Here is a 24,312-nt window from a genome sequence, read left to right as displayed (position 1 = left end):
CAATTCACTTTCATGTGATAATAACCAGAAAGAGAGTATGGGGGGAGAAGAACGATGCGAATACCTACAGATCGAACTGTGATGCATAGCTATCCAGGAATGGTGGCGATTGTAACGGTGTCCTATAAGGGAGAAGACAATGTGATGGCAGCAGGGTGGCATTCTTATATATCATATAAACCAGCGATTTATGGCGTTGCGATTGGACGAGAAAGACATACACACGAGCTTGTTAAAAAAGCGGGTCGTTTTGCGATCAATTTTCTTCCATTTGAAAAGGCGGAGTTCATTCAACAAACGGGCACTTATTCGGGGAGTGACACGAATAAATTGGAGCTTGGCGGTGTTGGTTTTGACCGTGGCATAATGGTAGATGCACCAATTTTACATGATGCGTATGTCGCGTACGAATGTCAAACGATCGACGTCAATTCATACGGAGACCATGATTGGTTCGTCGCTGATATTATGAAATTTTACCGAGACGATGCGTTATTTAAAGAAGATGGATTACCGGACTTTGGAAAGTTGGAGATTCCACTGTATTTAGGACGTTCCAGCTACTTGAAAGCAGATATGAAAAGTGTCATCAAGCAGTATAGAGTGTAGGGGGAAAGATTGAGTTCTTAGTAACCATATAGTTCATTAGGATATCAATTAATCTTGTTACAAGCGGGTGATTATCAATGGCAATTTTACAAAATGATTGGGAAGAAGTACTAGAGGATGAATTTAAGAAACCATATTATAAAGACCTTCGTAGACAGTTAAAGGAAGAATATGAAGTGGAGAAGGTCTATCCGGATATGTATGACATTTTTAATGCGCTGAATTATACACCTTACGAAGATGTGAAAGTGGTTATTTTAGGACAGGATCCTTATCACGGTCCCGGACAAGCACACGGCCTTAGCTTTTCTGTTCAGCCTGGGGTCAAGCATCCACCGTCATTACGGAACATTTTTAAAGAATTAAATGAGGATCTCGGTCATGACATTCCAAACCACGGATCACTTATTCACTGGGCAAAGCAAGGTGTGATGTTGTTGAATACGGTTCTGACAGTCAAGGAGCGCCAACCAAATTCCCACAAAGGATTGGGGTGGGAGCACTTTACGAACAAGGTCATTCAACATTTGAATGCACGTTCTACGCCTATTGTTTTTATTTTATGGGGACGCCACGCTCAACAAAGGGAAGAATTGATCACGAACGACCATCATTGTATTATAAAATCACCACATCCAAGTCCGTTTTCGGCAAGCAAAGGTTTTTTTGGGAGTCGACCTTTTTCGCGTACGAATCAGTTTTTAAAAGAAAGTGGGCTGGACGAAATTGATTGGGAAATCCCAAACCTCTCTGTTGAAAATGACTAACTCTGCTCATACTAATAAAATATGGTAGGAACAGAGGAGGTTTTAACCCTATGGGTGCTATTCAACGAGACGGCTTTACGTTTGAAGTCGAGTACAGTGTATCTCATCAAAATGGTGCGGTTCATGTTTACCAGGATGGCAAATTCATTAAGGAATTACCGTTTGAATTTTCAGGTCAGCAACCGAACGAAGATGAAATCGAACAAGTAGTGGATCGTTTTTTAGTACAGTGATCAACATACTAACCATAAGGGGGAGGACTAAATGAAGTCGTCCCCATCCTAATTTCTAAGAAGATAAGTCTAGTGCTTTTTCGTTTTTTTACGTGCGGAATCGACAGCTTTTCCTTTTTCATAACCGGTTCCTTGACCTTCTGGCTGCGGAGAACCCAAACCAATCGTTGTAGGGTTTGCTTTCCTTTTTGACATTATTAACACCTCCATATTTTAATTTGTCCTCCTTAATGAAATCAAATTCAAAAAGTGTGTACCTTAACCTCTTTCACCTTCAGAAGAGTGTTCCATGTTTCGTTCAACCGAATCATCATACTTTTCATCGAGTTCTTGTTTTGTGTTTTCTTCAAAAGGTGATTGTTGTTCTTGATAGACGTTTGGTTTTGTTTGTGTTTCTTCGGCTTTTTCAACGTATACACTTGTGCTAGGGAATGCAATATCGACGCCTTCTTCCTGCAAAATATCCATAATTTTTAAATTGATATCTTGTTTAGCATCGAGGTACCTCTCCCAGCTGGTTGTAATTGTAAAGAAATAAATGAGTAGGTCGAGGCTGCTCGCATTATAATGGTCAAAATTAACGACGATTAAATCCGGGTGCACTTCTTTATGCTCACGGATCATAGTTCTAATTCGCTCTACACAGATTTGAATTTTATCTTTTGGCGTACTATACGTTAATCCCAAATTAAACGTAACCCTGCGCTTTCTCATTCTACTCCAGTTTGAAATGGTTTCGTTTGAGATTATTGAATTCGGTACAGTGACTAATGAGTCTGCAAAGGTACGGACTTGAGTACTTCGGAAATTGATATCCTCTACGACACCTTCAACCGATGGTGTTTGGATCCAATCTCCAATTGAAAAAGGTCTCTCAATAATAATGATAACTCCGCCTAACAGGTTGCTTAGGGATTCTTTCGCAGCGAAGGCAATTGCAAGCCCCCCTATACCAAGCCCTGCTACAAAAGTATTGACATTGTAACCCCACTCTTGCGCAATGATGCTGATACTAATCGCAACGATTATAGCCTTTAAGACCCTAGAAAGGAAAGGGATTAAAATTTGGTCGACCTGAAGATTAAATCTGCGTTGTATATGATCAAATAATATTGATGACGATGATGCTAAATTAATCAAGCCCCATGTAACCATTAGAATCCCTGTGGTCCGAAACAACTGTTGAGGAACATCTAGATACCCACCACTAAATTCTAAAGAACGGTAGGCAATATACAGACCTAGAAAGATGAAATAGGCACGCAAAGGACCTTCAAAAGCAAGTAGTATCTTATGGAAAAGCTTTGCTCGTGAATTGTTCGTAAACCGCTTAATTAATTTAAAAACATATTTCGTAAATAGCTTTCGAAATAAGACAAAAGCTAAAAGGATCGCCAAAGCAATTCCGATATCTTTCCATAACGAAAGATCAGTTGCTAGGTTGACCCAATTTTCAATTGTTTCCCGCATAGTAGTACTCCTTTAAGGTGACGTTATCGCCGTTGTTATATACCGATTTTAGGCGGTTGAACTTTCATATTAAATATGCACGTTAATTGTAATCTATCAGAAAATGCGGGAAGGGTAAAATAATGTGTTGAGTTTAAAGTAAGGATTATATCCAAATGAAGAATGAATACTAAGAAAAGCGCAAGCGCCCTGCTTAGCCACGAAGGTCACTGGAAGACCGACGAGGAGGCTCGGCCCAAACGCGTTCGGCCCTGCGTGGGAATATACATGGAGTACTTCAGTGTGTTGCCGCCGCAGGAGGCCTGAAGTGATCCAAGGGGTTGGGCGCTGAAGCTGGACATTACATCCATGCCGCAAACTTTTATACTTTCTTTACTCATAAGAATAAACGAAAGATCAATTTATGAAAAGGAGGGTGCCCAATGCCCCACAAACGAAAAGATAAGGAAAAGTCTAAACAGCCTAATGAACCTAATGAACCGACTGTTGCACCAGGCATGGATATTGATTATCAACTGAAACAGAATGCAACAAAAGAGGAAGTTAAAAAGGGAGATTATACTGAAGTTACGACATTATCTCTTGATGAAACAGATCCGCGATAACAACAATTCAGGGATTTTCCGATGACGGGCTACGCCTATCGGAAAGTCCTGATTTTTTTTGAAGGTAAGATTCAAATTATATCTAAAATTTCATATATTTTCACAATATTATAATATATAATTGGAAGTAGTTACCACGCTAGGGGAGATAGTATGAACTTATTTGAAAAAGCACAGCAAATGTCAGCCATATATCGTGAAAATCCTAAACTGTCCGTTCTCTTTGTCGGTGGATCAGTTTCGAGAGGGTGGCAGGATGAGTATTCGGATATAGAGCTCTTTTTATTATGGGACAGGGCCCCAAAAGATGAAGATCGGTTAACACCAATCGAGAAAGTTAATGGAACCATTCTTGATTTCCATCCGTATGAAGATAACGAATGGTCCGAATCGTTTGTGATTGATCAAACGAAATTTGAAATTAGCAACTTTTTAACCGCAACAGCTGAGGATTATATAAAAGATGTATGTAAGAATGGGGATTCTTCGCTTGATAAGCAATGCTTGTTAGGGGCTATTATAGACGGGATCCCGCATAAAGGGGAAAGTCGTCTAAATGAGATGAAAACAGCCTTAGAAACCTACCCAGAGCATTTAAAGTCGAACATGATCCTCGAGCATTTGGACTTTGGTGGTCCATGGCAAAATCGTTCTGCTCTCTTACATAGAGGAGATTATTTGATGCTACATCGAACTATGACAGGCGTAAGTATGAACCTCATGGCCATTTTGAGTGCTTTAAACAAGCAATATATCCATCATCCTAAATTTAAATGGATAAAAGAAACTTCTGAACGATTCGACATTAAGCCGAAGTATTTCAGCGACCGTCTTCTGAAGGTTTTTGGAAAATTAGAGCCTGATGAAGGAGTTCAAACATTAGAAACCCTTATTGAAGATACGTTCCATTTAATTGAAAACGAGTGTCCGAATATTACTATTCACAAGCTTAAATCAAATGCTCAATCTTTGCGGCCGATGTCTGGTAAAGCTGAGTCGATTAGATGAGATAGAGAGGGTTCATAAGAGAGGGGATGTAGATGGAAAAAGTCGTCCAAAGAGAGTACGTAGTCAAACGTCGTCTTCCGTTCAAAAAGGTCATTTTGATCCTTTGTTCGATTTTACTTATTGTACTGATCATTACCTCATCGATATCCATTTATATTTTGCAAAAAACACTGCCAACCACTAAGGGAGAAGTTGTTGTTTCAGGAATCTCAGAACCAGTTTCGATATTCCGGGATCAAGCCGGGGTTCCTCATATTGAAGCCGGAAATGTGAGAGATCTCTATTTTACACAAGGGTACATAACCGCTCAAGATCGCTTATTTCAAATGGATTTAAGTCGTCGATTAGCTTCAGGAAGGCTTAGCGAGGTTGTAGGTGAAGCGACTGTCGATAACGATAAATTTTTCCGTACACTTGGTTTGAGGCGTGCTGCAGAGGCCTCATGGGACGGTTATTCAGATCAGGCGAAACGAGTGTTGAAATATTATGCGGAGGGTGTCAATACATACATAAAAGAGGCAAAAAGGAAAAACACCCTGCCAGTGGAATTTCTACTAATGAACTACGAACCAGAATTATGGACACCAGTAGATTCTTTAACGATTGCAAAATATATGGCTTTTGATTTGGGAGGTCATTGGGAAGGCCAGGCCTTTCGTCAATACCTGCTTCAAAAGTTTCCGGAAGAGAAGGCGCTGGAGCTCTTTCCATCCTATCCTGAAGACGGTTCGACCATTATTTCAGCCGCCAAGAATAATCCGCTTCATTTTAAGAAAAGCTTTGCGAACGCTGTGGTTCCAAACACTTTTAATGGAAGTAATAACTGGGTCGTTTCCGGTCAAAAAACAGAAAGTGGATTACCTTTACTTGCGAATGACCCTCACCTAGGCCTTGGTACACCATCCATCTGGTATGAAACCCACCTAAAGTCGAATAATCTGAATGTAAGCGGCGTAATTTTTGCCGGAATTCCCGGGGTTATTGTCGGTCATAATGAAAATATTGCCTGGGGAGTGACGAATGTCGGGCCTGATGTGCAGGACCTCTATATCGAGAAGCGACATCCGGAGGATCCAACACTTTTTCAATATATGGGGGAGTGGAAAGAGGCTGAAATTATTGAAGAAACCATTCAGATAAAAGGTGCTAATCCAGTTGAGCATACTGTTATGATCACAAGGCATGGACCCATTATTTCAGAATTTGCTCACGACGATAATCCTGACACAGCACTTGCTTTGAAATGGACTGCCTTACAACCTTCAACCGAGCTAGAAGCAGTCCTTCTCATGAATAGTGCAAAGGATTGGGACGAATTCAAGGAGGCACTAACCTATTTTCATACACCTGCTCAAAACTTTGTGTTTGCATCTAAGGATGGAAAGATTGCCTATAGAGCAAATGGGCTGATTCCAATTCGTAAAAAAGGAGACAGTATGCTCCCTGTACCTGGTTGGACGGATGAATATGAATGGGAAGGATTTATTCCGTGGGATGAGCTTCCAACAATCGAAGATCCGGATCGAGGGTTTATCGCAACCGCAAACAATAAGATCGTCGGTGAAGAGTATCCGTACCATATCACCCATACTTGGGCGCAACCTTATCGCCATGAGCGGATTGTTGATGTTCTGTCAGGACTTGGCCAATTTACAGTAGAAGATATGAAACAATTACAGTTCGATCAATATAATCTGCAGGCAGTGGAAATGATTCCTATTTTGTTGCCGAGGCTATCCCAATCATCGTTGTCTGAAGTAGAGAAGGAAGCCTATAATATGCTCGTCCAATGGAATTACAATGATGATAAGAATTTAGGTGCGCCTCTCCTTTTCCATTTCTGGATGAATGAGATTAGCCATACCTTATTTGACGAACAGATTGATAAAGAAATGATGGACTTATTTGATGGAAGGGCACAGGTCGTTGATGAATTAATCAGGAATGCCAATATTGGAGAAGATGGTATTTGGATCAGTGAGGCAGGAGGATTGTCTAATGTAGCGTCACAAGCTTTCAAACGTACAGTTGACAAAATAACGGAACTGCAAGGAGACGATTCAGACGAATGGAAATGGGGAGATTATCATACTCTATCATTCGAACACCCGCTAGGATCAATTAAACCTCTTAACCTGCTATTTAATTCCGATCCAGTCCCACTCGGAGGGAGTCGTGTGACTGTAATGGCAGCTGGCTGGAATTGGGGGAGCGGGAATGTGAACCATGGTGCAGCCTGGCGAACGGTGGTTGACCTTTCAGACATTAGCCATACGTTTAATGTCGTTAGCCCAGGCCAATCCGGCCACGTCCTAAGCGATTGGTATGATGATCAAATCAATGAATGGACAACGGGGAGATACCACATTACAAGTATAGTTAAAGATGACTATCGAAAAGGTGACAAATTACGATTACTACCGGAGAAATGATGTAAGTATTTTTGTTATTACGACTGCTAAGAAGAACACAACGAAGATAGGTGCTGAACAAGTTTCATAGAGAGGGAAGATCAACAATTTTAGTAGTAAGTAAAAGACCTAAGTAGAGACGAAATACACCAAAACGGCGGAAAGAGCTGTTTTGGTGTATGAGTTACTATAAGTTCATCTGGATCAATCAACATTTCGGCATGAGAGCTGCAATGACAGGTGTTTCGCAGCAATCATTCCTTGGGAAGTGGCTACAGAAATGCTCGAGAAAATAGGGTGTGTACATACGTCCCCGATTGCGTATATAGAAGGATGGTTTGTTCGTTGGCATGTATCAACCTGAATGTAGCCATCTTCATCATGACAGACATATTCCTTAACAAATTTGGTGTTTGGCTGAACACCGATCCGAACGAAAATGCCTTCAACAGCTAGTGTTTGCATCGATCCATCCTTTACATTTTCTAACTCAACGTAATCTACTTGGCTCCCATTATCGTGAATTCGACTAATAATCGTATCCTCAACAACGGAAATTCTCGTATGTTCAAGTACAGGCTTTCGAAATTCTTCACGCGCTCGGAACTGTTTGGAACGATGTACTACAACAACGTCCGCGCCGCAATCAGCAAGCAACAATGCGCCTTCGAATGCACGGTCACCACCACCGACTACAACAACCTTTTTACCTTTAAAACGATGACGATCCTTCGTCGCGGAATAGATTTCACCTCGACCGATCATTTCTTGCTCACCTGGAATATTCAGTTTCCTAACTGATGTACCAGATGCGACGATTAAATAGCAGTAATGCAACAAAGTCTCATCCCATTGGAGCTTCACAATTTGCTTATCTAAATCGATCCATTTGATGGGTGTTCGAACGCTATAATTGCATTTTAGGTGGTGGATATGGTGAATGAGTTGGTCATTAAAGTCTTTCCCAGTTGCATAAATTTGACCTGGGTAATCGACAATTTGGTTATGTATTCCCATTAATTGACCACCAAGTTGCTCTGCCTTTTCAATTAACAAGTAATCCAAACCGAGGCGCTGACACCATATTGCTGCTGAAATCCCTGCTGGACCGCCGCCAACTATTAAGATATCCGTTGTTTTCACTATTGATCACCCTTTTCGTAAGCTTCCAACCAACCTTCAAATTCAAGCCAGCTACTTACCCGGTCCACTTTTACATCTTGATTATAAGGATAATCCATTGCAATCGCTGTACGCCCGGTTTTTTTAAAGGCAATTAAGTTATGGGGGGCATCATCAAAAAGAATGTCGCCTCGGACCATTTCTTTCCGGTGGGTGAAAATGAGGTTCCGTTTCCCGATAAATGGCAGGTGCTTTTCAATCCACTTTTCTTTTTCGGTGTAGGCGTATGTTCTACTACTAGTGACGATAAGGATTTCGTAGTTTTCATGCAAACGTCTTAAGACCTCAATTGCATTAGGAAGAGGGTCCAATTTTATGAAAAGTTCTGGTTCATCTAGGTAATCATAAATCTTGTTGCCACATTCCTTTTTTACATAATTTTCGCTGTCCCAACACTTTAGATCTTGAATGCTTAGGTTATCATCATAATCTCGGTTATATCTTCTATGCCACTCAGTCATAAGGTCGCAAATCACTGAGTCCATATCAATCAACAATGTCTTCATCTCGGTAGTTCTCCTTTAGTTCGAAGGTAAGAAAGTATCAACCGAATCGTTAGCTTTTTCCATAAACCATCACTTATTTAAGTTTCTCTAGTTCCTCACTAATTATTTTAAGTTGATTGTTTTCGAATCCGACTTTATACGTACCTTTGTAAGGGATCGACTGTGTTTTTTGATTACCACTGCGTTCTATCGTGCTTATAAATGCCGTGACAGTTGCTTCCTCATTGTCCTTATTATGAGTGCTGCTAATTTTATCAACCGTTGCATTAACCGTATGAAGGTAGCTTTTTCGAAATTTTTCATAGGAAATATCCAATTGTCGTTTGCTACCTAATAAGGAATAGGCAGTTACGTAATCCCCAATGGTAAGACTTTCATAAAAGTAATTAACAATGTATTCTCCATCGCCGGGATAGAGTTTAATAGGTTCTTCCGTGGGTGTTGGTGATTCCTTCTTGGTCATCATCTCAGGGGGAACCTTGTCGGGGTTTTTTGACCATGAAATGATTTTATCGTATACGTTGGTGATAGGAATGCTGAATCCGATTGATCCTTCCTCTGTTCCTGCAGAGTTGATTGCAAGAACTTTTCCGGTTTGTTTATCTATTAATGGCCCACCGCTGTTTCCCTTTGTGATTGGAGCGGAAATTTGATAGACATCTACATATGTGAAGTCATCGATTGTAAACTCTCTATTTACCCCACTAATAATTCCTGTAGTAACTGTGTTTTGTAAGCCGATTGGGCTGCCGAGGGCGATGACCTCATCTCCAACCTCTGCAGGGTCTTTCTTTTCAACTGGAATAGGCATTCTCCCTGCTAATTCAGGTACACGAACAACTGCAACATCGGTTGTGTCACCCATCCCGATTAAATATCCCTCATATTGTTGTCCATCTGCTGTCCTTGCAATTATTTTCTTCGCTCCTTGGACGACATGTGCATTCGTTACTACATCCCCTTTATCGTTGTAAAGAAAGCCAGAGCCTAGGCTTTCTCCAGCGGAGGTCGTCACTTCGAGTTGAACGACACCCTTTTGGCTTTCATAAATAATCGTCTTTAAGTCTTTTGAAGAATTAGATGCTGTTGACTGTTTAGTCTTTTCACTGACCTCTCCAAGAGAAGAGCTCGCTTTTACCTTGTACCCATCATAATGGTCGTAGAGGGCATAAAATCCTCCCACACCTGCGGCAATCAAAAGGACGGTAAGAATAATCGATATAATTGCAGTTCGATTCAAAGATTTTCCCTCCTTATTTTTGTAGGTACCACGTCGCTTTATTAAACTTGACATTTAGCTCTTCATTTACAAGATAATGTGTGTACTCAAATGAACCAGTTTCGTCCGGATACAAAACATCTGGATATACGTATACTTCATTTTCATTAAACGTTGTGCCATTTTTTTTCGTCAGTGTGTAGGAAATCATGATTGATGAAACAGGTACTGTTGCGTTACTTTTTACTTTCCCTGATACAACAACATCTCCAAATTCATCCAAAGTCGTCTTAATGGAAGTAACCTCAATTGCACTATTTAAATTGTGCTCTTTTTCTTTGGAAGCGGCTAAAAGTGCTTGTTCGATTCGTTTCTGCTCAGCATGTTCAAACGCTTTTTGTTCACTTTTAATTGTTGCCATTAGGTTGGTTAGCTTTTTGTTTTCAGGTTCATAAGACAAACCCTTAGTGACAGAAGCGAGTGCGGCAGAAAATTGCTTCTCTTTCAAAAGGTCGCTCGCTGCAGTGTAGGCATAGTCAGCAATTTGCACTCGAATTTTGTTGGCGATCTGTTTTGCCTCAGGGATATTGAGCTTTTCAGCTTTTACAAGTATCGGCTCGAGTTCTTCAATAGTCGATTTCCCTTTCATTTCAAAGCGTAGCTGAGCAACATTTGCTTCAACTCTACTTTCCTTTATTTCCTTCTCAAGTTGAGTAATGAATTTACCAGTGTATCCTGAGAGAATCGTTTCAGCAGCCTGGATCTCGTCCATTGCCTTCTCGTATTTATGGTCTTTTTGGAGTTTTTCAGCTTTATGTAGGTGTTCATCAGTAGCAGTAGCAGCTTGGATTAGTTTCAGGTTCATTGTGGCGGATTTAAAGTTCGCACGTTGTTCGAGAGCGCGTTCGAACGACTTTTTTGCTTTTTGATAATCCCCTTCAAGCGCGAGGTTTTCCCCTTTTTGAAATGCCTCTTGGGCGGAGTTTGTTTGTACAAATTCCGATAAAGCATAGACTCCTAAACTACTAACTACAATGATAAGAGTCAGTAAAGGAACAATCCAGTGCCACTTACGTATATGTAATGGTTTATTTTCAGCTGTGGATGTCCGTTTTGCCCCACATGACTGGCAATAATTATCCTCTTCGTGAAGCTGGTTCCCACAATTCGAACAATACATTTTTCTTCCCTCTCTTTACCGTTGTTTCCTCTACTTATTCTGTCATAATTTAGTATACTATGGAACAACTTTTATGAATTATTACCTCATTTTTCCGAACTTTTTCAATTCTGGGTTTAGGCATGAAATCTGTCGGGGAATAAGTATATAAAGAAAACTTGGCTAGCGCCAAGCCTTAGCGCAGGTGATCGCCATAGTTGCGCTTATACTATAGAAAGTATTTTTATACTTTCTCAACGTGTAAAAAACTCGGTACATAAAAGGGGAGGTGGTAATCCATTCCCCTTATTACAATTTTTCCGAACGATCGATAACATTACAATGAGTGGGGAGGTCAGGTTCCTTGAAGCCAATTCATTTATTAATGTGGTCTGTTTTTATGTTGCTACTTACAGGGTGTAGTCCGTCTAAATGGGATGTGTTGAATCCGAAAGGCTCCACTGCTGAAACACAGCTTTCTTTAATACAACTAAGTATGTTATTAATGTCGATTGTCCTTGTAACCGTTATTACATTATTTACGGTTTTTCTCGTTAAATATAGGGAACAACCTGGACAGACAAACCGGAACCCTTCACAAGAGGCGGGAAACAAAAAGCTTGAAATCATCTGGACCATCATCCCGATCCTTATTTTAACGCTACTAGCGATTCCAACCGTGCAAGATACATATAAACTTGCAGATGAACCGAAAGAAGCAGAGGGAACGATTACGGTAAAGGTGATAGCTCATCAATATTGGTGGGAGTTTGAGTACCCTGACTTTGGGATTACGACCGCTGAAATTCTTCATGTCCCTGTTGATAAAAATGTCGTTATTGAGCTAACATCTGCTGATACAATCCATTCGTTCTGGGTTCCACAGCTAGCAGGTAAGCAGGATGCGATAAGGGATCGGACGAATAAGTTATCATTCATTCCGAGAGAAACGGGGATGTACCGTGGATCATGTGCCGAGTTGTGCGGAGCAGCCCATGCGTATATGCGTTTTCATGTAAAGGTTGAATCCGAAGCTGATTTCGATTCATGGGTGGAAGGTATGAAGAATCCTGACCGAAGTAACTTAACATCTTCGGAAAAGCGTGGGAAAGCATTATTTAAGGATAATTGTCTTAGCTGTCATGCTACGAACACGATGGATTCTGAAATTAATCGGGCAGTGGCACCCCATTTAGGGGATTTCGCTTCACGTGAGCGGATTGCCAATGTTCTTCCTAATACACCTGAGCACTTGAAGAAATGGTTGGATAACCCTGAGGCGATCAAGCCTGACGTCGCGATGCCATCCTTTAAAGATAAGCTTAATAATGAAGAGAAAGAAGACTTGATTAACTTTCTAATGTCTTTAGAGGTCGAGGGGGATGAGAAATGACCTTTACATTTTTTGATACGAAAATCAAAATGATGTCCGATATTATCGTAGCCGATCTTTCGATATTGATTATGGGTATTGCTGTAGCCATTCTTCTAACTTACTACAAAAAGTGGAGATCCCTCTGGAAATGGCTGAAGTCTACCCATCATAGTAAAGTCGGTATTATGTATTTAACTGCAGGCTTTGCTTTCTTTCTAAGGGGAGGACTGGATGCGTTGATCATGCGTGTCCAACTTGCATTGCCACAAAATGAATTTTGGGTCTTTCAAGGTGATAAATACAATCAAATGATGACTACGCATGGGACAACAATGATTTTCTTTGTCGCGATGCCGCTTCTAATTGGACTTATGAACGTAGCGATTCCATGGCAAATTGGAGCCCGCGACCTTGCCTTTCCGTATTTAAATGCAATGAGCTTTTGGCTGTTTTTGGCTGGGGGCATTTTAGTCAATATAAGCTTTGTTCTCGGTGGGTCACCAACAGCTGGGTGGACATCGTATGCGCCTCTTGCATTAGAAAAGTTTGCGCCAGGGCCAGGTAACGATTATTATACCCTCGGTCTCCAGGTCTCTGGTATAGGGACCTTGTTAACGGCCATTAACTTTCTCGTAACCATTATCAATAAACGAGCGCCTGGGATGACCTTTATGCGTATGCCGTTATTTCCTTGGTCAACACTGGTTACATCCATTTTGATTCTATTTGCGTTTCCAGCCTTAACTGTGGCGTTGTTATTGCTAATGTTCGATCGTCTTTATGGAACGAATTTCTTGGCTGCTGATGCAGGGAACTCATTGATATGGCAGCATCTATTCTGGATTTTCGGTCACCCGGAAGTATATATCCTCGTTTTACCGGCGTTCGGAATCTTCTCAGATGTGATCAGTACGTTTTCACGAAAACGTGTATTTGGCTATAGTTCGATGGTCATCTCTCTCATGTTGATTGGGTTCCTAGGATTTATGGTATGGGTACATCACATGTTTACCGTCGGACTCGGGCCAACCTCAAATGCAATTTTTGCAATCTCAACAATGTCCATTGCGGTACCGACTGGAATTAAAATTTTCAATTGGCTGTTTACGATCAGGGGCGGCGTTATTCAAATGCGCACCGCAATGTTGTTTGCACTTGGATTTATTCCTACGTTTGTTATTGGTGGAGTCACTGGTGTTATGCTTGCAACAGTTCCAGCTGATTATCAATTCCATGACAGCTATTTTGTCGTTGGACACTTTCATTATGTGATTATTGGTGGGACGATTCTCGGGATATTTGCTGGTATATATTACTGGTGGCCGAAGATGTTTGGCTTCAAGCTAAATGAAGTGCTTGGTAAGTGGCATTTCTGGACATTTCTGATCGGATTCCACATTACATTTTTTCCAATGCATATTATGGGCTTGAAGGGAATGCCGAGAAGGGTTTATACGTATTTACCTGAGGATGGGCTTGCTGGCTTGAACATGGTAAGTACAATAGGTGCTTTCATGATGGCAGCAGGGATGATGATCTTTTTATGGAATCTTTATTATAGTGCACGTCATAGTGAACGATCTGTTGGGAAGGACCCATGGGATGGACGTACGTTAGAATGGACAATCCCTTCACCACCTCCCGAATATAACTTTGCAAGAATTCCTAAAGTTCGCGGCATCGACCCGCTATGGCAAGCGAAAACGTATACCAATGGAGAAATTGAAGCAGCTGAACCGCTTGGTGAGATTGAAATGCCTTTGTCGACTGTGAAACCAGTCTTGATGAGTGGTGCGTTAACGATCGCTTCCTTCGGGTTCATCTTTCACGTTCTTGTCTTTCAAATAGTAGGGATTACTGGAGTTGCTTTGCTCTTGGTAGCAAGGTCTTTCCAAGATACTGGCAGCCAATCGATTAAACCACCTTACGATGAGGATGAATCGATCGGAGGGGAGAAGGAATGACGACTTCACGAACAGTATCAAGCAAGCAATTTTCAAAATCGGAACAAGCTGACAAGGTACTTGGCTTATGGTTTTTCATCGGAGCTGAGATCGTCTTATTTGGTTGTTTGTTTGGAGTTTATTTAACGCTGAACGGCCAAACGCGAGCTGGGGAATCCCCTGAACAATTATTTGAACTTAAAGAGATTATTCTGTCTACCTTTGTACTATTATCAAGCAGCTTTACGTGCGCACAGGCTCTGATTGGTGCGACACAAGGACAATTCAACAAAACGATAAGCTTCCTTATTGGCACATTATTATTAGCCTTGATATTCTTAGGGTTGGAGGTGCACGAGTTTTATTCGTATGTACGCGATGGTCATACGTTTACATCAAGCCCATTTATGTCTTCGTTCTACGTACTGGTCGGGACACATGGGATGCATGTGCTCGTTGGATGCCTTTGGATGATTGTCCTACTCGTCCACCTTGGTAAAGAAAAGGTTTCTTCATATACAAGTACAAAGCTTGAAGTGTTTAGTCTTTATTGGCATTTCGTTGATGTCGTCTGGGTCTTTATCTTCACGATCGTCTATTTGATCGGAAAGGCAGTGGTATTATGAAAATATCAACGAGAGCTCAATGGATGGGTTTTGCTGCAATGCTTTTTATGAGTGGAATCGCTTTTTATTTAGTAATGAATAAGCGCGTTATATCGGAATGGACTGCAGTCGTGTTGATAGGTTTTGCAATCGTACAGGTAATGCTTCAACTGTTCTTTTTCATGGATATCCAAACCGAGAGAAAAGGGTTTAAATGGATTTCTTTAAGCGGTGGTTTACTTGTGGCGATTCTAGCAATAGTTTATTTAACACGTTAAGAAAGTATAAAAATACTTTCTATAGTATAAGCGCAACTAAGGCTCAGCCGGCGCCAAAGGCTTGGCTGAGCCAAGTTTTCTTTATGCTTTTAAAGTGAATAGGTGAACAAGGGGGAGACAGAATGGGTTTAACGACAACATTAACCACGATTATTCTCGTAATCATCGGGGTTGTTTTTCTTGTGCCAGTTGGTTTATTTGTGTGGCTTTATCTAGAGGACGCCAGACAAGATGAACATTCAGTATTACGAAATTACCCCGTTTTAGGAAAAGCACGTTACATTATAGAAAAAATTGGTCCTGAATTCAGACAATATCTGTTTAATAACAATAATGAGGGGAAACCCTTTTCAAGAAATGACTATATCAACGTGGTGAAAGCAGGTAAATATGTAACAAGAATGATGGGCTTTGGCTCGGAGCGTGATTTCAGTAAGCCAGGATATTATATTAAAAATGCCATGTTTCCGAAGCAGCACGAGGAAATGCGTATGGAACAAAATCCAAAGATCACAACACGTGTTTACCATATTGATAATGAAAAATTGCTTAACAGAAAAGAACACCGTGAAACAGAAGACCGTTTACCTTACTTTCTGCATGAGGAGGATACGGTTGTAATCGGGGGAAAAACAGCTCGGAAGCCTTTCAAAGCTCAAGGACTGATTGGTCAATCTGCAATGAGCTTTGGATCGTTAGGTGACCGGGCAATAACGGCTCTTTCAACTGGACTCGGGATTGCCGGTGGAACGTGGATGAACACAGGCGAAGGCGGCCTGAGCGACTATCATTTAAAGGGCGGCGTCGACATTATCATGCAAATTGGCCCTGGCTTATTTGGTGTTCGTACAAAGGGCGGTGAATTTTCCTGGGAAGAATTTAAGAAAAAAAGTGAGATCGAGCAGGTTAAAGCGTTTGAACTAAAGCTTGCACAAGGGGCGAAAACACGCGGCGGTCACGTGGATGGTTCAAAGATTAATGAAGAAATTGCAAGAATGCGGAACGTTGAGCCGTGGAAAACCGTTGATAGTCCAAACCGATTCCGTGAGTTTGATGATATCCCAACGATGTTTGATTTTATAGATCGGTTACGCGATGTAAGCGGTAAACCAGTCGGGATCAAAATTGTCGTAGCGGATTTGGAGAAACTTGAAGAGCTTGCTGCATATATGCAGTCTTCTGGAAAAGGCCCTGACTTTATCACGGTTGATGGTAGTGAAGGAGGTACAGGCGCGTCTTATCAGGAGCTCGCTGATGCAGCGGGTCTGCCGCTCCTAACAGCGTTACCTTTGCTCGATCGAACATTGCGAGAATATGAGGTGCGAGATCATGTTAAGATTATTGCCTCGGGAAAATTGATTACGCCAGATAAAATTGCAGTGGCACTTGCAATGGGGGCGGACCTTGTGAACATTGCTAGAGGATTCATGTTCAGTGTCGGCTGTATCATGGCTGAAGTATGTCACACGAATAATTGCCCTGTTGGGGTTGCAACGACGGATCCTAAACTGCAAAAGGCATTGATTGTAGAAGAAAAATCATACCGTGTATGTAACTACGTATTGTCCTTGCGAGAAGGTTTATTTTATTTAGCAGCAGCGGTGGGTATTGATTCACCGACGAAATTTGAATCAAAGCATATTACCTATCGTGATGAGCAAGGGCGCTTATATAGTGTCGACCGTATTTTGAAGAAGGATGAAATGGTACAGATGTAACTTGAGTAAATTGAAACATGTTATAACAAAAAGCGATGGCTTATCGACAGCCATCGCTTTTTGTATTTTTACATGTTAAGCGAAAGTATAAATTTGTGGTGCAAAGATGTAATGTCTAGCTCCAACGCCCAGCCACTCGGACACTTCAGTCCCCTTCCGGCGGCAACAGCCTCCTCAGTGGCCTTCCAGTGACCTTCGTGGCTAACCAGGGCGCTTGCGCTTTTCTTATTATTCTATGGGCGTTTTAAAAGTTGTATCTGCTTTTTGCTCATCTTTAACAATTGTATTATCGCCTTTTAGTAATGGTTGGTCATTAAAGTATGCAACTTGATCAATATGATAGCCATAATCGGTTATAGAACCGTCAGAAACAAGGTTGACCGTGATTTCGTCGCCATCTACTATTACCCAGAATGCTGATTTAGTTCCATCATGCTGTGCAATGACATTTCCATTTTTATCTTTTACATTTACGAAATCATATCCAGCTTCTGTTTCGAATCTTGAAAAGTGAATCGCAACTTTTTGTGCACCTGGCTTAGAGTACGTATGACCATTATTGTAGTTGTCAGGGTATGGATGTGGTGTGTCAGCCGATGCTGTCTCATAATACCACTGTGCAGTGCTTGATGAATCGGATGGGTAGGTTACATTCAATGCATAAGCAGTGGATGTGCTTGATGCTCCGTTATATCCGACAACTTTTACATAGTAAGTTCCTGTATTTGATGCCGAATACGAGATAGATTCACTCGATGTTCCGCCATTTTCTGATTGAGCTACTAAACTACCATTACTGTTATAAAGATAAACGTCATAGTCCCCAGGTAGATTTGATAAGCTTACAGAAATATTTCCTGTAGTTGATGCATCAAATTTATAATAGTCAACATCTGAAGCCGATGAAATATAAGAATTGTAGGTTGTACCAGTTGTTATTGGACCATATGCATCACTTATAGAGTTATTAGGCTCATACGTATCCTCACCACCAGGATCTGTACCACCACCTATACCAACTGCAGCATAACCATCAGCGACAGCCTGATACTCTGCACTGCTTGCTCCATACAAATCAGTAGCTGATTGTAATAACGCATCTCTAGCATCATTGAAGTCAGACTGTGATGTTAAATAAGTCGTAAGAGCTCTATAGTAAATGTTTCCAGACTTATCTAAACCGATGTCAGAAGCAATGTAGTAGAACGCCTTGTTTGGAATCCCGCTATTTGTATGAACGCCACCCCAATCTCCTTCACGGGTATTTGGTAGGTTTCTATAATCATCCATATGTGCAGGTTGATTGTATTGTTCAGGGTTTGAAATGCTTCGTAAAGCATCCCCTGGGGTATCTGGTGTGTAAACATCTTCTCCTAGTAACCAGTCCAATTCACTATCTTCAGCGTCTACAATAACACCAAAAACATCAGAGAAAGATTCATTTAGTGCGCCAGGCTGCAATTCATATACCAAATCAGCAGATGTATCTGTAACAGCATGCGTCAATTCATGAGCAACAACATCTAATGCACCCGATAACGGTATGAATGTACTTCCATCCCCATCTCCATAAACCATTTGTGAACCATTCCAGAATGCGTTGTTGTAATTATTTCCGTAGTGGACCGTAGAAATGATATCAGATCCATTGTTATCATAGCTGTTGCGATTATGTGTATTGTAAAAATAATCATACGTCACACCAGCATTATAATGGGCATCAACTGCTGCCGCTTGTGAAGTAGCATTAAAGTTATTATCAGCATCTAATACATCGCTTCCAGGAAGGGAACTACCATTGTTTGCTGTGTATGTCCTGATAACTCCATTCATAGGTTTTGTATCATCATAGAGATAATATTGACCATTCTTTAAATACGTATTTAATGTTTTGGTATCCCCGTTCACCCCAATCCCAGATCCAGTGGCTTCATGTAAAGCATTGTAATGATGAACAACTTTACCATTGACAGCGCTTACAAATACAAAATCACGTCCTGGTTCTGGTGAAAGATATTGCAACTCTATCAGATAGACTGGCAGCCAACGGTTTTTATCTTTATAAAGGTAAAGATCCGCTGTTGGTTCCGAAGTATACGTTTCTTTAGTTGGTTTGAAATCTAAGACTTTTTCTGCTTTTTTGATCGCTTTCTTTTCTGAAACTTTTACTCTCTTACTCCATTTAATATTTGCAAGCTTTGGCTCTACCTGTCCATTCATGGCAATGACTTTACCATCTTTATTCGTATGTACAGAAAGTTCTGCACCATATACAGGAATGTCATCCACTGTGAGCTGTGTCTTGTAATGAGTCATGCCAAGCTCATCTTCTTTTACGTCCAATATTTTAAAACTACCAGCGGTTAAATCGAATAACTCTGCTTGGTTCTCCAAGTATTGAAGAAGATCCTCTTTAGATTTGACCGGCTTGTCTGATAAAACGCCAGAAACAAAATCTGGAACCCCGCGTTTCTTATCCCAAGAAACTTTCAACTCTTTCTTAGAGTTATTCTTGTCGAACTTGTGAAGTACCTTCATCTGCTCTTGCTTCTTACCAATCTTGTCATTCTTTACTGTTGCAGCATCAGCATCGTGTGGAAATAAAGAACCACTAAGTGCAAGTGATAATGCTAAACTTACCGCAACCCCTTTTTTTCTAACTCTCTTTTTTGTAAATTTTTTACTCATTTGGTCACCCCTTATTAAGTATTATATTAAAAGTATAAAATTCAAAATATTATATCAATAGGATAATTTTACTATCTATATCGAAATAGTCAGTTATATAGTACATTTGGTGTATTTTTTGTCAAAAATTGCAGCATTTTCTTTATAAAACAGTATTTTTAACTTGTGAATGTTCGGTTTTTTGATAAAGAATGGTTCGATAGAAGTCTATGTTCAAAGCCGGTCGAATTCAAAAACAATTGACAGTGTATGTGAACGTTCTGTGGAATCGTTGGTTAATAGTTGCCGATAGGACTCCACTTCTTATATCCTTGAGGGAGATGTTCAAAAAGTGGCCAAGGATAACTGGGGCTTACAAGAACAGGAGAGAAAAACTATGACTTACAAGGAACCTACTCAACAAAAGAGCTATACGGGAATTGTCGTCCTTTTATCAATCGTGGTTAATGCACTCGTTGTAATCCTTTTCTTTTTACCGGAGTATGGTGGGGAGACAGGATTCGACATTACCATCTTGCCGTTATTGAATGCGATATTTAATAGTTTTACATTCGTCTTTTTACTATCTGCGCTTTGGTTTATTTTGCGAAAGAATATAAAGCTGCACAGACGTTTTATATTTGCTGCATTTACATCAACCACATTATTCTTATTGTCCTATGTTAGCTACCATTATTTATCTGAATCTACCTCTTATGGTGGAGAAGGACCTCTTAAATATATTTATTACTTTATTCTAATTACACACATCATTCTCGCTGCGGCCATCGTACCACTTGCACTGTTGTCCTTGTTTAGAGGGTTGAGCATGCAGGTTGAGAAACACCGCAAAATCGCTCGCTGGACGATGCCGTTATGGCTCTATGTCAGCGTGACAGGTGTGTTAGTTTATATCTTGATTTCTCCATACTACTAGCACAATTACGGATGATTCATATGATAGAGGGGGCCTACATAAAGCCTCCTCTATTTTTTCTTAACAAAGGAAGGAAATCCACTTATTCATACCGAATAGCAAATGTTCTGGATAAATTTAAGGAGTGATAATCATGACGACGATTGCATTTATACGGCATGGTACTACGAGCTGGAACTTGGAGCGAAGGGCTCAGGGGCAAACAGATATCCCATTGAATGAGGATGGGATTCTCCAAGCAAAAGCGCTGAGCAGACGTTTTGACGGCGAGAAATGGGATGCGATTTACACAAGTGATTTGAAACGAGCAAAACGAACCGCTGCGGCTGTCAGTGAGATCCTGGACTTGCCCGTTATAGAAGATAAACGGCTTCGAGAAGTGAGCTTTGGCTTGATGGAGGGAACGATTGAGGAAGAACGCGTGAAGCAATGGGGAGAGAACTGGAAGGACCTAGATCTTGAGATTGAAACCGACGAGGCTGTCCAACTGCGGGTTGAAACGTTTATAAAGGAAATTGTTGAGCAACACCCAAGTGGTAATGTGATCGTAGTCAGCCACGGAGCATTCCTTAATGATCTTTTTGGTATTCTTTTAAAACAAGAGTATAAAAAAGGACGCCTGGAAAATACATCTGTGACCATTTTGGAGCAAAAGGATAAATGGGAACTAAAGTTATTCAATTGCTGTAAACACCTGTCCAAACAGGGAGAACAAAAATCGTGATTGAGTTTCTTTACCATTTTAGCGAGGAAGCAGATATTAAGCAGTTCATACCGAGAAAAAGTTCTTCCTTTCCACAGCTGCCTCCAAAGGTCTGGGCAATTGATAAGACGCATGCCCCGTTGTATTATTTCCCGAGGGACTGTCCAAGAATCGCGATTTGGAAAGGGAAGGACACAACAGATCAGGATATGGAACGGTTTCATCTGAATGCGAAAATGGTCATCACAATTGAAAGCAGGTGGTTGCCAAAGCTAGAGGAGACGGTGATCTTTCAATACACATTTGCAGAGGAATCGTTTCAATGCTTTGATGAAAATGCGGGTTATTTTACATCGGAAAAGAGTGTAAAGCCAATCGAGGTTGTTAAAATAGGTCACTTGCGGGAACATCTGATTGATTCGAGTGTGGAGCTCAGGTGGATTCGTTCATTAAAAAATTTGCGCGACGACGTTTTGAATTCTTCTTTATCCTATTCAATGATTCGAATGCGAAATGCCTATCTAGTATAAGCTAAAGGTGGCTGAAGGTGTAAGCATGTTATGATGCCTAAACATGAATTGAAATACGGGGGATAAAGAGGGTGCCTCCGCTTTTCTTACACGTTAAGAAAGTATAAAAATACTTTCTATAGTATAAGTGTAACTAAGGCGATCGCCAGCGCTAAGGCTTGGCGCTAGCCAAGTTTTCTTTAACTTCCATGGATTTGTTTTCAATTTCTGCTATTTTATTTTCACCTCCGTAATTTAGATTAAACCTTAAATCGATTAAAGGAGAATTAGTAGAGATAATCCAAACACTGAAGGTCCTGCTTACTGGGAAGAACCGTTGCTTATTACAACCACGGCTTCACTGCAGGCGATTCAAAAAGTAAGCCACCGCAATGAACTAGATATGCTTCGTTTTCGACCGAACCTCATTATCGACCTAGATGATCACACACCTTTTCAAGAAGAAGTATGGATTGGAAAGGAAGTGAGGATTGGTGATGCTGTATTGTCCATAAAAAAGGGGTGCCAGCGTTGTGCCTATGTCAACATTGATCCATCCACCCAGCAAATTGATCATAGTGTATTGAAAACAGTAGTAAAGGAAAACAAAATGATCTTTGGCGTTTATCCGACAGTAGTGAAAAACGGTCAGATCCAGAAAAATGATATCGTCCGACTACAATGAAGATTTCTCCAATTAGGAAAAGCAGAAGCACTGGCCTGGAGCTAGACAGTGCATTTATGAAACAAAATTTTATACTTTCCTATATAAAAAGCCACCGTTTTTAGAACGGTGGCTTCAATATTATTTCTTCCAATCAGGGGCTTTCCTGTGTTTCGTTGCTTGCTCATAGGCATAGGCTAGTCCTATTAATGCAGGTTCGCTGTAGGCAATTCCAGTAAACGTAACCCCTACTGGTTCTCCTTTTTTAGTAAATCCACCTGGAACCGTTATCGAGGGATAGCCTGCTTTTGCCGGGATCCCAGCCCCGTTCGAGTTCGGAAAGAGAAGTGCATCCAATTGGTGTTCCTCCATGACAACATCAATACCCCTTGTTCGTGAAAGCTCTAGATCACGAAGTTTACTTTCAAGGTATTCCGGCTCGGTCATCGTTCCAGACGTGTTATCTGAATCAATCAAAATGCCTTGTCCAAACTTAAGTGTTCGCTCTGAATGCTGCTCATTAAAGGAGATTACTTCAGACAACGAGTGAACAGGTAATGATGGATGGAGGCCTTTCAGATAGTGGTCCACATCGGATTTGAATTCATAAAGTAAGACGTTGTAATCCCACGATTCATCTTTTTCCATTGGAGAGATGGATTCAAGGTCAATAATCGACGCTCCTTCTGCTTCAAGGTCACGAATTGCTTGCTCTATGACATCTTGTTGCAGTGGATTAAGGCCGTCAATATACATGGAACGCGCTACCCCAATTCTGGCACTGTGCAGTGACTTTGCATTAAGAAAAGAAGTGTAGTCGCGAAAATTACGTTCCATACTGGTTTGCGTAATTGCATCTGTTTCATCGAGTCCAGTTAATGAGCCAAGAAGAATGGCAGCATCCGTTACAGACCGAGCAATGGGACCTGCAGTATCCTGGCTGTGTGAAAGCGGTATGATTCCTGTACGGCTTACGAGTCCTACGGTAGGCTTAATTCCAACAACATTGTTCTGGCTTGCAGGGCTCAAAATTGATCCGGATGTTTCCGTTCCGATTGAAAGAGTTGAAAAATGAGCAGCGACTCCGACAGCTGAACCTGAACTTGATCCACCAACGTCAAATTCCCCTCCGTAGGGGTTAAGGACCTGTCCGCCTCGTGAACTGTACCCATTGCGCATCGATTCACTCATGAAATTTGCCCATTCAGTCATATTGGCTTTTCCGATAAGAACGGCTCCCGCATTACGTAGTTTCTGGACGATTGTGGCATCGTGTTCAGCATAGTGATTCTCAAGAGCAACCGACCCCGCACTCGTATGCATACGATCACCAGTTTCAATGTTGTCTTTTAAAAGGATAGGGATTCCGTGCAAAAGCCCACGCATTCCTTTTACCTTCCGCTCAGAATCGAGAGTTTCTGCAATTTGTAGCGCATCAGGATTCACTTCCAATACGGCGTTTAGTTTTTCCGATTTGTGATTGTGGCGAGAAATATATTCGAGGCAACGGCTAACTAATTGCATAGAAGTCAATTCACCGTTGTTCATTGCTTTCTGAAGTTCGAGGACCGTTGCTCTCTCCAGCCAGTCCTCGTTACGCAATTTAAAGCTTTCTCTCATGATTGTCTCTTTCTCCTTTTGCATATGTATTCTCTTAACTATTCCACAAAAACGATCGTATTTCCTTCATATCAGTATAACCGAATGATTCAGATGTAACTCAGGAAACCCGTCTCTGAAAAAG

Annotated in this window: 22 protein-coding genes and 2 pseudogenes; 15 read left to right on the top strand and 9 right to left on the bottom strand. The window is 41.0% G+C overall.

Annotated features, from left to right (window positions below; genetic code table 11):
- Positions 1-54: 54 nt before the first annotated feature.
- The 3 genes from NON16_RS05300 (at position 55) to NON16_RS05290 (ending at position 1,609) form a co-directional block, all read left to right on the top strand.
- A complete protein-coding gene (locus NON16_RS05300) occupies positions 55-609 on the top strand; it encodes a flavin reductase family protein (protein WP_257347561.1) in 555 nt (184 codons plus the stop codon).
- 77 nt (positions 610-686) lie between these two features.
- The gene (locus NON16_RS05295) at positions 687-1,376 is read left to right on the top strand and encodes a uracil-DNA glycosylase (RefSeq protein WP_257347560.1); all 690 of its coding nucleotides are present in this window, start codon (positions 687-689) and stop codon (positions 1,374-1,376) included.
- 50 nt (positions 1,377-1,426) lie between these two features.
- A complete protein-coding gene (locus NON16_RS05290; RefSeq protein ID WP_257347559.1) occupies positions 1,427-1,609 on the top strand; it encodes a YbxH family protein in 183 nt (60 codons plus the stop codon).
- A gap of 69 nt (positions 1,610-1,678) precedes the next feature.
- On the opposite strand, the gene NON16_RS05285 is transcribed toward NON16_RS05290, so the two are convergent.
- Together NON16_RS05285 and NON16_RS05280 are read right to left on the bottom strand one after the other, a co-directional pair.
- Positions 1,679-1,804, bottom strand: coding sequence for a YuzL family protein (locus tag NON16_RS05285; protein ID WP_257347558.1), 126 nt, complete (start codon positions 1,802-1,804; stop codon positions 1,679-1,681).
- A 63-nt stretch (positions 1,805-1,867) separates the two neighbouring features.
- Positions 1,868-3,079, bottom strand: coding sequence for a mechanosensitive ion channel family protein (locus NON16_RS05280; protein ID WP_257347557.1), 1,212 nt, complete (start codon positions 3,077-3,079; stop codon positions 1,868-1,870).
- 422 nt (positions 3,080-3,501) lie between these two features.
- On the opposite strand from NON16_RS05280, the gene NON16_RS05275 reads away from it, so the two are divergent.
- The 3 genes from NON16_RS05275 (at position 3,502) to NON16_RS05265 (ending at position 7,124) form a co-directional block, all read left to right on the top strand.
- Entirely contained in the window at positions 3,502-3,684 is a 183-nt protein-coding gene (locus NON16_RS05275; RefSeq protein ID WP_257347556.1) for a hypothetical protein, read from the top strand.
- Between the two features lie 153 nt (positions 3,685-3,837).
- Positions 3,838-4,692, top strand: a complete 855-nt coding sequence (locus NON16_RS05270; RefSeq protein ID WP_257347555.1) for a DUF4037 domain-containing protein — start codon at positions 3,838-3,840, stop codon at positions 4,690-4,692.
- 32 nt (positions 4,693-4,724) lie between these two features.
- Positions 4,725-7,124 (top strand): penicillin acylase family protein, encoded by a 2,400-nt coding sequence (locus NON16_RS05265; protein ID WP_257347554.1) that lies wholly within the window; start codon positions 4,725-4,727, stop codon positions 7,122-7,124.
- Positions 7,125-7,307: 183 nt separating this feature from the next.
- On the opposite strand, the gene NON16_RS05260 is transcribed toward NON16_RS05265, so the two are convergent.
- The 4 genes from NON16_RS05260 to NON16_RS05245 form a co-directional block, all read right to left on the bottom strand.
- A complete protein-coding gene (locus NON16_RS05260; protein WP_257347553.1) occupies positions 7,308-8,246 on the bottom strand; it encodes an NAD(P)/FAD-dependent oxidoreductase in 939 nt (312 codons plus the stop codon).
- Positions 8,246-8,791, bottom strand: a complete 546-nt coding sequence (locus tag NON16_RS05255) for a 5' nucleotidase, NT5C type (RefSeq protein WP_257347552.1) — start codon at positions 8,789-8,791, stop codon at positions 8,246-8,248. The genes NON16_RS05260 and NON16_RS05255 overlap by 1 nt, the downstream gene beginning before the upstream one ends.
- Positions 8,792-8,864: 73 nt before the next feature.
- Positions 8,865-10,031 carry a S1C family serine protease gene (locus tag NON16_RS05250; RefSeq protein WP_257347551.1) on the bottom strand — a complete coding sequence of 389 codons (1,167 nt, stop codon included), beginning with the start codon at positions 10,029-10,031 and terminating at the stop codon, positions 8,865-8,867.
- Positions 10,032-10,044: 13 nt separating this feature from the next.
- Positions 10,045-11,190, bottom strand: a complete 1,146-nt coding sequence (locus NON16_RS05245) for a zinc ribbon domain-containing protein (protein ID WP_257347550.1) — start codon at positions 11,188-11,190, stop codon at positions 10,045-10,047.
- Between the two features lie 343 nt (positions 11,191-11,533).
- Between NON16_RS05245 and coxB the strand changes: the two genes are divergently transcribed.
- The 5 genes from coxB (at position 11,534) to NON16_RS05220 (ending at position 17,088) form a co-directional block, all read left to right on the top strand.
- Positions 11,534-12,562, top strand: coding sequence for a cytochrome c oxidase subunit II (gene coxB, locus NON16_RS05240; RefSeq protein WP_257347549.1), 1,029 nt, complete (start codon positions 11,534-11,536; stop codon positions 12,560-12,562).
- Between the two features lie 71 nt (positions 12,563-12,633).
- Positions 12,634-14,508, top strand: coding sequence for a cytochrome c oxidase subunit I (gene ctaD, locus NON16_RS05235; RefSeq protein WP_257347669.1), 1,875 nt, complete (start codon positions 12,634-12,636; stop codon positions 14,506-14,508).
- Positions 14,505-15,113: a cytochrome c oxidase subunit 3 gene (locus NON16_RS05230; protein ID WP_257347548.1), complete on the top strand. Its 609-nt coding sequence runs from the start codon at positions 14,505-14,507 to the stop codon at positions 15,111-15,113. Before ctaD ends, NON16_RS05230 begins: the two co-directional genes overlap by 4 nt.
- Positions 15,110-15,370, top strand: a complete 261-nt coding sequence (locus NON16_RS05225; protein WP_257347547.1) for a cytochrome C oxidase subunit IV family protein — start codon at positions 15,110-15,112, stop codon at positions 15,368-15,370. Before NON16_RS05230 ends, NON16_RS05225 begins: the two co-directional genes overlap by 4 nt.
- A 122-nt stretch (positions 15,371-15,492) precedes the next feature.
- Positions 15,493-17,088 (top strand): FMN-binding glutamate synthase family protein, encoded by a 1,596-nt coding sequence (locus tag NON16_RS05220; RefSeq protein WP_257347546.1) that lies wholly within the window; start codon positions 15,493-15,495, stop codon positions 17,086-17,088.
- A gap of 228 nt (positions 17,089-17,316) precedes the next feature.
- Here NON16_RS05220 and NON16_RS25830 read toward each other — a convergent pair.
- Together NON16_RS25830 and NON16_RS25445 are read right to left on the bottom strand one after the other, a co-directional pair.
- Positions 17,317-17,970, bottom strand: a pseudogene (locus NON16_RS25830) (PPC domain-containing protein); the annotation flags it as partial.
- 129 nt (positions 17,971-18,099) lie between these two features.
- Positions 18,100-19,776: pseudogene (locus tag NON16_RS25445) on the bottom strand (M4 family metallopeptidase); the annotation flags it as partial.
- 376 nt (positions 19,777-20,152) lie between these two features.
- Between NON16_RS25445 and NON16_RS05200 the strand changes: the two are divergent.
- From NON16_RS05200 to NON16_RS05185, 4 genes are all read left to right on the top strand, one after another.
- Positions 20,153-20,692 (top strand): DUF420 domain-containing protein, encoded by a 540-nt coding sequence (locus tag NON16_RS05200; protein ID WP_257347545.1) that lies wholly within the window; start codon positions 20,153-20,155, stop codon positions 20,690-20,692.
- A gap of 133 nt (positions 20,693-20,825) precedes the next feature.
- The gene (locus NON16_RS05195; RefSeq protein WP_257347544.1) at positions 20,826-21,416 is read left to right on the top strand and encodes a histidine phosphatase family protein; all 591 of its coding nucleotides are present in this window, start codon (positions 20,826-20,828) and stop codon (positions 21,414-21,416) included.
- Positions 21,413-21,925 carry a DUF6886 family protein gene (locus NON16_RS05190; RefSeq protein WP_257347543.1) on the top strand — a complete coding sequence of 171 codons (513 nt, stop codon included), beginning with the start codon at positions 21,413-21,415 and terminating at the stop codon, positions 21,923-21,925. The genes NON16_RS05195 and NON16_RS05190 overlap by 4 nt, the downstream gene beginning before the upstream one ends.
- Positions 21,926-22,241: 316 nt before the next feature.
- Positions 22,242-22,589 carry an MOSC domain-containing protein gene (locus NON16_RS05185; RefSeq protein WP_257347542.1) on the top strand — a complete coding sequence of 116 codons (348 nt, stop codon included), beginning with the start codon at positions 22,242-22,244 and terminating at the stop codon, positions 22,587-22,589.
- A gap of 120 nt (positions 22,590-22,709) precedes the next feature.
- On the opposite strand, the gene NON16_RS05180 is transcribed toward NON16_RS05185, so the two are convergent.
- Positions 22,710-24,212: an amidase family protein gene (locus NON16_RS05180; protein ID WP_257347541.1), complete on the bottom strand. Its 1,503-nt coding sequence runs from the start codon at positions 24,210-24,212 to the stop codon at positions 22,710-22,712.
- Positions 24,213-24,312: the final 100 nt, after the last annotated feature.

Source organism: Pseudalkalibacillus decolorationis (genome assembly GCF_024609785.1).
Lineage (GTDB): Bacteria > Bacillota > Bacilli > Bacillales > Fictibacillaceae > Pseudalkalibacillus > Pseudalkalibacillus decolorationis.
Note: the sequence above shows the minus strand (reverse complement) of the source record. Positions and strands in the feature narration are given on the sequence as shown.